10 protein-coding genes and 1 pseudogene are annotated in these 11040 nt (G+C 56.9%); 5 read left to right on the top strand and 6 right to left on the bottom strand.

The genetic code is table 11. The features are described 5' to 3' along the window. Nucleotides 1-191: 191 nt before the first annotated feature. From EST62_RS08990 to modD, 5 genes and pseudogenes are all read right to left on the bottom strand, one after another. Nucleotides 192-617: pseudogene (locus EST62_RS08990) on the bottom strand (Clp protease N-terminal domain-containing protein); the annotation flags it as partial. A gap of 235 nt (nt 618-852) precedes the next feature. Further along, nucleotides 853-1908 (bottom strand): molybdenum ABC transporter ATP-binding protein, encoded by a 1056-nt coding sequence (gene modC, locus EST62_RS08985; RefSeq protein ID WP_129051757.1) that lies wholly within the window; start codon nt 1906-1908, stop codon nt 853-855. Beyond that, entirely contained in the window at nt 1905-2591 is a 687-nt protein-coding gene (gene modB, locus EST62_RS08980) for a molybdate ABC transporter permease subunit (RefSeq protein ID WP_129051756.1), read from the bottom strand. The genes modC and modB overlap by 4 nt, the downstream gene beginning before the upstream one ends. Before the next feature lie 19 nt (nt 2592-2610). After that, nucleotides 2611-3360: a molybdate ABC transporter substrate-binding protein gene (modA, locus tag EST62_RS08975; RefSeq protein ID WP_129051762.1), complete on the bottom strand. Its 750-nt coding sequence runs from the start codon at nt 3358-3360 to the stop codon at nt 2611-2613. Between the two features lie 16 nt (nt 3361-3376). After that, nucleotides 3377-4234 carry a ModD protein gene (modD, locus tag EST62_RS08970; protein ID WP_129051755.1) on the bottom strand — a complete coding sequence of 286 codons (858 nt, stop codon included), beginning with the start codon at nt 4232-4234 and terminating at the stop codon, nt 3377-3379. A gap of 441 nt (nt 4235-4675) precedes the next feature. Here modD and EST62_RS08960 point away from each other — a divergent pair, with 441 nt between their 5' ends. Next, a complete protein-coding gene (locus tag EST62_RS08960; protein WP_129051754.1) occupies nt 4676-5389 on the top strand; it encodes an ABC transporter ATP-binding protein in 714 nt (237 codons plus the stop codon). 19 nt (nt 5390-5408) lie between these two features. After that, nucleotides 5409-6941: a hypothetical protein gene (locus EST62_RS08955; RefSeq protein ID WP_129051753.1), complete on the top strand. Its 1533-nt coding sequence runs from the start codon at nt 5409-5411 to the stop codon at nt 6939-6941. An 89-nt stretch (nt 6942-7030) separates the two neighbouring features. On the opposite strand, the gene EST62_RS13900 is transcribed toward EST62_RS08955, so the two are convergent. Then, on the bottom strand, nt 7031-7165 hold the full coding sequence (locus EST62_RS13900; protein WP_256372365.1) for a hypothetical protein: 135 nt from the start codon (nt 7163-7165) through the stop codon (nt 7031-7033). 70 nt (nt 7166-7235) lie between these two features. Here EST62_RS13900 and ligA point away from each other — a divergent pair, with 70 nt between their 5' ends. The 3 genes from ligA (at nt 7236) to EST62_RS08940 (ending at nt 11022) form a co-directional block, all read left to right on the top strand. After that, nucleotides 7236-9260, top strand: a complete 2025-nt coding sequence (gene ligA, locus EST62_RS08950; protein WP_129051752.1) for an NAD-dependent DNA ligase LigA — start codon at nt 7236-7238, stop codon at nt 9258-9260. A gap of 102 nt (nt 9261-9362) precedes the next feature. Next, nucleotides 9363-10340, top strand: coding sequence for an FRG domain-containing protein (locus EST62_RS08945; protein WP_129051751.1), 978 nt, complete (start codon nt 9363-9365; stop codon nt 10338-10340). A 64-nt stretch (nt 10341-10404) separates the two neighbouring features. After that, on the top strand, nt 10405-11022 hold the full coding sequence (locus EST62_RS08940; RefSeq protein ID WP_129051750.1) for an LOG family protein: 618 nt from the start codon (nt 10405-10407) through the stop codon (nt 11020-11022). Nucleotides 11023-11040: the final 18 nt, after the last annotated feature.

Genomic DNA, 11040 nt, shown 5'->3' with positions numbered 1-11040 from the left:
ATATTTTACAATTAGTTACGAATTCCTCTCGCACGGCTCAAGAAGTCAATCTCTGTAACCAGTTGAATTTATTTGACTTATAACCGGACAGCAGTGTCTATCCATATATCAATTTTTTGCTCTTCAGTCGTTGTTATGGGATGGGATGACTTTTTTGTTTGTTTGTTTTCTGTCTTTATTTGATTGACGATTATTTCATCGAATGCATCTCTGGCGATGTCATATGTTATTCCGATTTTTTCGAGTACCTGGGCGGCTACATTATCTTCTTCCTTTAGGATTGAAAGCAAAAGGTGCTCTGTGCCGATTATCGCAGACTTAGTGATCTTAGCTTCAAGATAGGTTATTTTAAGAACCTTTTCAGCCTGTTTTGTAAGCGGTATATTGCCCGCTTGGGTTATAGAGGCTCCAGGTTCAGTGCTTTCTTCCAAGTTCTTTTTTAACAGGAACAAGTCAACGTTAAGATTTTGTAAGATGCGAATAGCAACGCCTTGCCCTGCTTTTATAACTCCAAGCATCAGATGTTCTGTACCGATATAATCCTTGCCAAGTCTCAGGGCTTCTTCCCGGCTCATTCGGATCACATCCTGTATTCGGTTTGAGAAGTTACTTTCCATGCTAGAGTTGATTTTTACAAATTAATTTCTATAAATCTAATGTTTTTTCAGTGTTAGTCGAAAAGATTTTTGTTTCAGCAGGTTCTTCAGTAGTTGCAATATCTTTAGTTATTGTCGCATAGCGAGTTTGAGTATCAGAGCTTTTGCATGAGAATTACGTAAAGCTTTTTTGATGTAATGTCAGTCTCATTTGGCCATGTGACAGCGCTCCTGCTTTGTGACATTCCTTTCCCCCTCACCCCAACCTCCTAAACGCCGAGGCTTTTATCGCGGCGAAAACCGTCGCGCCGGTGGCGATGCCGAGTTCTTCGGCGGCGGGGCGGACGATTTCGGCGACGAGCGTTTTGCCGCCTGATTCGAGCACAATGCCTTTGCGGCCGTCCGAGTCGAAGAGTTCGGCTACCCGGCATTCGAGGAGGTTGCGGGCGCTGATCGCTTCGGGGTGGCTTTTGAAGAGGATGATGTCGCGCGAGGAGAGTTCAAAAAGCGACTCTTCGCCGATTCGGCCTTCCGAAATGATGAGGTCGCTTTCGCCCCACGGATAGAGGAACAGGCCATCTTTTTGCGTTGCGCCATCGAGGCGCAAGAGGTTGAGGTAGCCGCGCGGGTTGGTGGCCATGCCGGTTCGGGCCAGCTCGTCGGGCGTCGAGATGCTCGCCAGCCGCCCGTCGCGGACGACCAGCACCCGTTCGGTCATGAGCTGCATTTCGATCAGCGAGTGCGAAATGAAGAGGCACGGGATGCCGAACTCCGCACTGACGCTGCGCAGGTAGGGGATGATCTGGTAGCGGAGCGAGTCGTCGAGAGCCGAGAGCGGCTCGTCCATCACCAAGAGGCGCGGGTTGGCCAGCACCGCCCGGCCCAGCGCCACGCGCTGCTTTTCGCCGCCGGAGAGCTTGCCCACGCCGCGCCCGACCAGATGCCCCAGGTTGAGCACCTCGATGATCGCTTCCGGCTTGATGCGCCGCTCGGCGGGGCGGCAGCGCTTGTAGCCGTAGAGCAGGTTCGACTTGACGCCGAGATGCGGAAAGAGCGTCGCCTGCTGAAAGACAAGCGCGATGCGCCGCTTTTCGGGCGAAAGGTCGATCCTGTTCCGGCTGCTGAACAGGCAGGTGTCGTCGAGGTAAATCTCGCCTGCATCAGGCTTTATCAGTCCCGCAATCAGATGCACCAGCGTCGATTTTCCGCTGCCCGACGCGCCGAAGAGGCCGACGCGCTCTCCCGAAAATTCGGTGTTCAGCGCCAGCGAGAAGTCGCCCTGCCTCTTTTCGATGTCGATGCAGAGCTTCACGCTTTTCCTCCGTGTTCGAGTTGTTTGCCGATTACCTCGTGCAAAAAGAGCACGGAGACCGAAAGCGCGACGGAGACGATGCAGAGCGACAGGGCCATCGCCGTACCGGTTGGCGAGCTGGCGTAGTCGTAGATGGCGAGCGGGATGGTTTGCGTGAGGCCGGGAATGTTGCCCGCCACGATGATGGTTGCGCCGAATTCGCCGAGGCTGCGGGCGAACATGAGCGACGAACCGGCCAGCATGCCCCGCAGCGAGAGCGGCAGAATGACCGTCGCGAGCGTGTCGTACCACGGCGCGCCGAGGCTGCGCGAGGCCTGGAGGAGCTGGTGGTCGATCGACTCCATGCCGAGCCGGATCGAGCGCACCAGCAGCGGGAAGCCCACGGCCGCCGAGGCGACGACGGCGGCCTTCCAGGTGAAGACCAGCTCGATGCCGAACGATTTCAGGAACACGCCGATCCAGCCGTTGCGCCCCAGCATCAGCAAGAGGAAGTAGCCGATCACCACCGGCGGCAGGGTGAGCGGGAGGTTGATGAGCACTTCGAGCAGCACCTTGCCGCGGAAATGGCTGAACACCATCAGCCAGGCCGTGGCAAAGCCGACCGGCAGCGAGATCACGGTGGCGGTGATGGCGATCTTTATCGACAGCGCGATGGCGGAGAAATCTTCGGGCGTCAGGTGCATGGCTGGGCGTCGAGGTTCGTTACTTCACGGTGAAGCCGTATTTCTTCAGAATCGCCGTGGCCTCTTTGCCCTTCAGCCAGGCATGGAAGCTTTTGGCGTCGGCGTTTTTCGCGCCAGCGACGGTCAGCGCAACCGGATAGACGACTTCGGGATAAAGAGTTGCGGGCACGGTGAAAAGTATCCGGGCTTTCTTCGCCATGAGCGCGTCGGTGCGATAGACGACGGAGCCGTCAACCTCGCCAAGCTCGGCGTACATCAGGCTTTCGCGCACATCCTTGGCCATGATGAGCTTGCCCGCGAGCGCCTGCTCAAGCCCCGACTTCACGATCGCCTGCATCGCGTACTCCCCGGCAGGCACGCTTTTCGGGCTGCCGATGCCGATTTTGCCGAGCCGCGTCAGGTCGTTCATGCTCTTGATTTTCTGCGAGGTCGCGCCCGCGAACACCAGGTCGTTGAAGGCGAAGGTGCGGATGCTCGGCGCATCGACGAGGTTCTTCTCTTTCAGGTAGTTCATCCACTTGACGTTGGCTGAAATGAAGAGGTCAGCCGGTGCGCCCTGCTCGATCTGGCCGGCCAGCGCCCCCGAAGCGGCGTAGTTTTTCTGGAAGGTCGCGCCGGGATGCGATTTCGCGTACACGCCGACTATCTCGTTGAGCGCATCCTTGAGGCTCGCAGCCACGGAGATGCTGACCTGTCCGGCGAGCGCTGGCACGGAGGTCAGCACGAGGAGGGTGAGCACGGCGGCGATGCTGCGCAGGAAATGCTTCATGGTTTTCATGGTTGTGTCACGATTTTGGTGTGTGGGTGATGGAGGTTGCAATGTCCGCCGGTTTGCCGAAGTAAACCGAGGAGAGCACGATGATGTCGATGCCGGTGGCGGCGTAGCTGGCGGCGTTCTCGCCGTTGATGCCGCCCGCCGCCGATACCGCCACGCCGGGAAAGCGGCTGCGCAGCTCCGAGCAGAGCGCGGCAAGCTCGGCGACGGGCATCTTGTCCACCTGCACCACGTCCGCCCCCGCCGCCGCGATGCGCAGCGCCTCTTCGGCGCTGTCCGCCTCGACGAGAATCTTCTGCTCCGGCGCGAGTTTTTTCAGATCGGGAAGCTTTTCGAGAAAAGGATCGAGTCCGCCGAGAAACGCCGTGTGCTGGCTGAAGACGAGAATCGACTCCGAAAGGCCGAGGCGGTGGGGAAAGGCGCCGCCCGCCATGATCGCCTTGATGGCGATCTTTTTGGTGCCGGGAAAGGATTTGCGCGTTGTCACGACGCTGACGGCCGGATTGGCGGCGCGGGCGCGTTCGACGATGGTGGCGGTGCGCGTCGAGATGCCGGAGGCGTATTCGAGCAGGTTCATCGCTACCTTCCAGCCCGCGTGCAGCGCCGCCGCCGGGCCTGCGGCTCTCAGAATTTCCGTGCCCGGCGCGGCGACCGTGCCCGACGGAAGCGCCGAGAGCACCTCCGCGCCACACCTGGCGAGCACCCGCCCGGCCTCCTCGGTGCAGCAAACCGTCGTTCGCTCGCGGGTGGTGAAGGCGATCTCGCCCGCCGCCGCGCCGATGCCGAGCAGGGTGGTGGTCAAGTCGCCGTAAGGGGCGTCTTCTTCGATATATCGCTCGATTTCGCTGTCGGGAGTGAGGCTGTACATTCGTGAATATTTTAGAACGTTATGTGATTTCTGTTATAGCGTAAAGCGCAGGTTTCGGAATTTCTGTGTCGTCCGCGTAATCGTTTTGTTTTCGTGGTATTGGTCAATAATCCTGATAAATTTAGGAATTAATGCGATTAATCCTAAGAATATTTGTCTTGCGTGTTGCAATGGCTTTGGAAAACCTACGGATATGTTGTTGCGCCTGTTTTCGGTATGTTTTACGGGAAATAACGAATTCTTCCTGACATTGGCAAAAGTGTCCTGGCGCGATGGATTGTCGGGTGGAATGGAGGCTCCTGATCTGACTTCTTGTTCAGCGCAGTTGTTGCCGGGTAATAAACGGAGCTTTTTTCTTATACTTCAAGGCGCTCGAAGACTTCCGGTTTCGATCTGGATGGAGTGGAGCGTGATTTGCAACGATGAACCAAACCCAAGTCGATGGCTGAATCGATTCTCAGGCTTGAAGGGGTCCGCAGGGAGCTCGAACTGTCGCGGGATGTGCGTCAGACGATCATTCCCAACCTGTCGCTCGACATTTTCGAGGGGGAGTTCGTGGCGATCACCGGGCCGTCCGGATCGGGCAAATCGACCTTGCTCTACATCATGGGCGGCCTCGACAAGCCGACTTTCGGCAAGGTGTGGCTCGACGGGCAGGAGATTACCGGCCTCGACGAGGCCGAGATGACCATCATCCGCAACCAGAAGATCGGCTTCATCTATCAGTTCCACTTCCTCTTGCCGGAGTTCAGCGCGGTCGATAATGTGATGATGCCGATGCTGATTCGGCGTAAATACGGCAAAAAGGAGATTCGCGAGCGGGCGATGCAGTTGCTCGACATGGTCGGCCTCGACAACAAATACACCAACAAGCCGAGCCAGCTCTCCGGCGGCCAGCAGCAGCGCGTGGCGATTGCGCGGGCGCTGGCCAACGAGCCGACGGTGCTGCTCGGCGACGAGCCGACCGGCAACCTCGATTCGCGCTCGGCCAACAACGTCTATGAACTTTTCGCCCGGCTGAACCGCGAACTGAACCAGACCGTGATTGTCGTTACCCACGACGAGGAGTTCGCCAACCGTGCGGGCCGCCGCATTCACCTGGTCGATGGAAAAATCGAGAGCGATTCACAAAACGGCAAAGCAGCATCCGCCTGAAACCACACGGAGACGATCCATGCTCGAACAGATCAGGAATACCCATCCGCTTGTTTATAAAAACTTTAGCGCCCTGCCCGACGGCGAGCGCCATTTGCTCTCGATCCTCGCCATCGACCGCTACTGGGAGCACCTCGATCTTCCGGCGCCCGACGTGATCCGCGACGGCTCGCGTCTTCCTGCCGGCGTACAGATCGAAGGCGAGTTCGACATTCTCTACGCGGGCGGCACGCTCGGCCTGTTGCACGCGGCGGTGATGTCGAGGAAGTACGGTCGCGCGGTGCTCCTGATCGACCGCGCCGAACCGGGGCGCACCACGCGCGACTGGAACATCTCGGAGGGCGAGTTGATGCGCCTCGCCGACACCGGGGTGTTCGGCGAGGCGGAGCTCGGCTCCGCCATCGTGCGGCGCTACAAAACCGGCTGGGTGGAGTTCCATGCGCCCGCCGCGCGGCGCAAGCGGCTCTACATGGACGAGGTGCTCGACTGCGCCGTCGATGCCGACAAGCTGCTCGGCATGGCTCGCGACAAGGTGCTTTCCGCCGATGGCTCGAAGGTGCTGGGGCGCACGAGCTTCGTCGCCTGCTACCGCTTTCCGGATCATCTGGTCGTGCAGGTCGAGGCGGCGGATGGCAAGCCGCGCTATTTCCGGACGCAGGTGCTCGTCGATGCGATGGGCATCGTTTCGCCGGTGGCGATGCAGCTTAACCGGGGTCGCCCGCAAACGCACGTTTGCCCGACGGCGGGCACTATCGCGAGCGGCTTCGAGGGGGTCGATTTCGAGGTGGGCGAAATCCTCGCCAGCACCGAGGACGCCGAACGCTCCGGCAAGCGCGGACGCCAGCTCATCTGGGAGGGATTTCCGGCCAAAGGCGACGAGTACATCACCTACCTCTTCTTTTACGACAAGGTCGATTCGCTGAACGACAAGTCGCTGCTCGGACTTTTCGAGGCGTACTTCCGCAAGCTGCCGGAGTACAAAAAGCCGGGGCCGGATTTTACGATCCACCGACCGGTTTACGGTATCATTCCAGCCTATTTCCATGACGGCGCGGGGTGCACGCGGGTAGTTTCGGACGAGCGCATCGCGCTCGTCGGCGACGCGGCCTCGCTCTCTTCGCCGCTCACCTTCTGCGGCTTCGGCTCGGTGGTGCGCAACATCGACCGCATGACCTCCGGCCTCGACCGGGCGATGCGCGACGGTCGGCTCGGCTCGGCGGATCTGGCGAAAATCAGCGCCTACGAGCCGAACGTGGCCTCGATGGCAAATCTCATGAAATACATGTGTTACGACCCCGAGACCGACGATCCGGGCTTCGTCAACGAGATGATGAACGAGGTGATGATCGTGCTCGACGAGCTGCCGCCGCGCTACCGGCAGGCGATGTTCCGCGACGAGATGAAGGTCGAGGAACTCATGACGGTGATGCTGAAGCTGGCGTGGCGCTACCCGAAAATCCTCAAGGTGACCTGGGAAAAGCTCGGCGTCGGCGGCTCGGTCGGCTTCGTGAAAAACCTCGCCGGATGGGCAATGAACCAATCGGCGAAATAGGGCAGTTCGTTGCGAAATGGTCATTCTCGATTGTAGGGGCAGACCTGCGTATCTGCCCTGGTGTCGTGTCAATTATACAATGACTCCCATCAACCGTCATTGCGAGTCGCGAAGCGGCTCGGCAATCCATGCGGAATCAGCGCGATGGCAAAAAAGAATGGATCGCCACGTCCCGACAGGTCGGGCCTCGCGATGACCAGTTTCCGCCATTTATCTTTTGTCAAGTCTGTATCGGACATCAACAAGAGCTTTCGCTCGGCAAATCATTGATACCTTTAGTTGCTTAATTTTTCTATGGACAAAGCGAAAGCGCAGCAGGAGGTCGGCAAACTACGCGCGGAGATCGAGCGCCACAACCGCCTCTATTACGTCGAAGCGAAGCCGGAGATTTCGGATTTCGAGTTCGACAAGCTGCTCGAACGGCTGATCGCGATCGAAACGGAGTTCCCGGAACTCGTGACCCCCGACAGCCCGTCGCAGCGCGTCGGCGGCGGCATCACCAAGGAGTTTCCGACGGTTATCCACCGCGAGCCGATGCTCAGCCTTTCCAACACCTACTCCATCGCGGAGGTGACGGATTTCTGCAATCGAGTCGAAAAGCTGGTGGCCGCCGAGGGCGGCGGCACACCCGAATACGTCGCCGAGCTGAAGTATGACGGCGTGGCGATCAGCCTGCTCTACCGCGACGGCCTCTTCGTTCGCGGCTCAACGCGCGGCGACGGTCGGCAGGGCGACGAAATCACGGCCAATCTCCGGACGATTCCGTCGATTCCGCTCCGGCTCGACTCACCCGGCGGCTCGCTTTTCGATGCGGTGGTCAGCGGCGAAATCGAGGTGCGCGGCGAAGTTTACATGCGCAAGGATGATTTCGAGCGGCTCAACGACGAGCGCCCGGAGGAGGAGCGCTTCGCCAACCCGCGCAACGCCACCGCCGGAACGCTCAAGTTGCAGGACTCGGCGGAGGTCGCCCGGCGCAGGATGTCGTTCGTCGCTTATTACCTCAAGGGTCACGATGGCGAGGCCCTGACGCACCTGAAGCGGCTGGAGCAGCTCAAAAGCATGGGCTTCATGACCGGCGCGGCGGCCCGGCTCTGCAAGGAGATGAGTGAGATTGCCGACTTCATCGGCGAGTGGTCGGAGAAGCGCTGGACGCTGCCGTACGAAACCGACGGCGTGGTGCTCAAACTCAACGAGGTCGGCCTGTGGGACCGGCTTGGCGCGACGGCCAAAAGTCCGCGCTGGGCGATTGCCTACAAGTACCCGGCGCAGCAGGCCAAAACCGTGCTGCAAGGCGTGGTGTTCCAGGTCGGGCGGCTCGGCACCATCACGCCGGTTGCCGAACTCAAGCCGGTGAAGCTCGCCGGATCGACCGTGTCGCGCTCCACGCTGCACAACTTCGACGAAATCGAACGGCTTGGCGTACGCATCGGCGACCACGTCATGATCGAAAAATCGGGCGAAGTAATTCCAAAGGTGGTTAGCGTTGTGCTCGACGAACGCCCGGACGAGACCGCCGAGATCGAAGCGCCATCGGAGTGCCCGGTTTGCGGCACGAAGCTGGAGCGGCCCGAAGGGGAGGTGAGCTGGTACTGCCCGAACGAGGAGGCTTGCCCCGCCCAGAGGCGTGGCCGGATTCTGCACTTCGCCTCGCGCAACGCCCTCGACATCCAGAACCTCGGCGAATCGCTCGTTTCGCAGCTCGTCGAGCGCGGCCTCGTGAGCGACGCGGGCGACCTCTACCGTCTCACGCTGGAGCGGCTCGCGGGCCTCGACCGCATGGCCGCCAAGTCGGCGCAAAACGTGCTCGACGCGCTCGAAAAGAGCAAAAAGCAGAGCTACGCCCGCCTGCTCTTCGCCCTCGGCATCCGCCACGTCGGCGCAGCCACGGCCCGCGAACTGGCCCACGCCTGCCCCTCCATCGACCGCCTCCGCGAGATGGGCGAAGAGGAGCTCGCCGCCGTGCCCGACATCGGCCCCGTCATCGCCGAAAGCATCCGCGACTTCTTCGCCAAACCCTGGGTGGCAGCGATGCTCCAAAAGCTCGCCGACGCCGGACTGCCGATGCAAGCCGGAGAGGAAAAGGCGCTGGTCAACACCAACTTTGAAGGCCAAAGCGTCATCTTCACCGGAGGACTGGAACGCCACGTCCGCCAGCAAGCCGAAGAGATGGTGCGGGAGCGCGGCGGCAGAATCGTCAGCTCAGTCAGCAAAAAGACCACGCTCGTTGTCGCAGGGAGCGAAGCTGGGAGCAAGTTGGAGAAGGCGATAAAGCTGGGAGTGAGGGTGATTGACGAGGATGAGTTCGAGCGGATGCTGTAGGTGCCATTGAAAAGCTCTTGTGAGCTTTGATTGCTGCGTTGGGTAGTGCTTGAAATCAAAGAATATATCAATGTTTTTTTTGTTCAATGTTTGAATTAAGAAATGAAAGAAATTGAAATTAAAGGGACTTTAAGTTCTATCACCGCTTGCATTAATGATGTGGCAAGGGATTTTCAGTCCATATGGTTTCGTGGTCAGCCTAATTACGATCACAAGTTGATTCCAAGTATATTTAGGCAAGGAAGTGAGTTCGGAGTTATATACCACGAACAAAGAATGTTTGATGAGTTTAAAAGACGATATCCAGATTACTCGCAGAGTCATAAATCTACTTATGAATGGTTGACATTGATGCAGCATTATGGTCTTCCTACTCGATTGTTGGACTGGTCGAGTAATTTGCTTGTAGGTTTGTATTTTTGTTGTATAAGTGAAAAAGATAGTGATGGCTCACTGTTCGTTTTCGATCCTGCGCCGATGGAAAAAGTCTTTAAATTTAATGAGTTATTGGAACTACAACTTCAAGTAAGTGCTCGGGATGAATTTTTCAACAAGATAATTTACCAGTTAGATAATTTGTTAGATGAAGATAGTGTGCTTAATGGTATCACTATAGGACATCTTCGGCGTCATGTATATGATCGAGTTAGATTTACTGGTTTGTCAACGGGTAGCTATGAAAACTTTGATAGTTTAAGTATTAAAACAAATCTTCCAAATACCAAAGACTTAGAAGGTAATGCTGTGCCTTATGTCTATACAGATATAAAGCGTGCATTTTCAAATATTGTTCCGTTTAAATCTCCATACCTTAATCACCGAATACGCCAGCAGCATGGATTTTTTACATTTCATGGCGGTATGTTTATTGATGGTATAAACTTTATTCCTGTTAGAGAGTTGGAAGATGAAGGGTGTACCGGAAATTCACTTATAAAAATCAAAATATCTAAGGACCATAAGGATAGTCTGCTTCGTGAACTTTCATATGCAGGAATAAGGAGGGCTACTCTATTTCCTGAAATGGAATATCAAGCGGAAGAAATTAAAAAAATTTATACATCAAATATGGTTTCATAGTGACTCAATCAATTGGGTTTGTGACGATATATCATTTATTTCATAGTATAATATTGATAACTTTATGGAACCGAATTATCGCGTAACCATTTTTGGGTCGGCCCGGATCAGTGAGGGGGACGAGGCTTATCGGGATGTTTATGAAATCGCCAAGGGGCTGGCTGCCGAGGGGTTCGACATTGTGACCGGTGGCGGGCCGGGGTTGATGCAGGCTGCGAATGCCGGGTCGAAGAGCGTTGCCAATGGCGGTAAGTCGATCGGGCTGAATATCAAGTTGCCGCATGAGCAAGCTCCCAATCCATGGCTCGACATCAAGGAGGAGTTCGACCGGTTTAGCGGACGGCTCGACGCCTTCATGGCCATGTCCGACGCCGTGGTCGTGGCTCCCGGTGGCATCGGAACAATGCTCGAACTTTTCTACTCCTGGCAGCTCGTGCAGGTGCATCACCTCTGCGAAACGCCGATCATCCTTTTCGGCGAAATCTGGACCAGCCTCTTGCTCTGGCTCGAAACCGAAGTGCTGCCGCGCCATCTGTTCGAGCGCAAGGACATGCACTCCATCTTCCACGTCATGGAGCCGTCGGAGGTGGTCGATCTCATCGTGAAGATTCACAAAGAGCGTTTTCAAATGGAGCATGTGTGCCGGAATTTCAACAAGTATCGGGTGAAAAACGAAGAATAGGACTTATAGGTCGAATAG

The sequence above is a fragment of the Chlorobaculum sp. 24CR genome, assembly GCF_004118635.1.
Classification (GTDB): domain Bacteria; phylum Bacteroidota; class Chlorobiia; order Chlorobiales; family Chlorobiaceae; genus Chlorobaculum.
The sequence above is the reverse complement of the archived record's forward strand: the minus strand, read 5'-3'. Positions and strand labels throughout refer to the sequence as shown.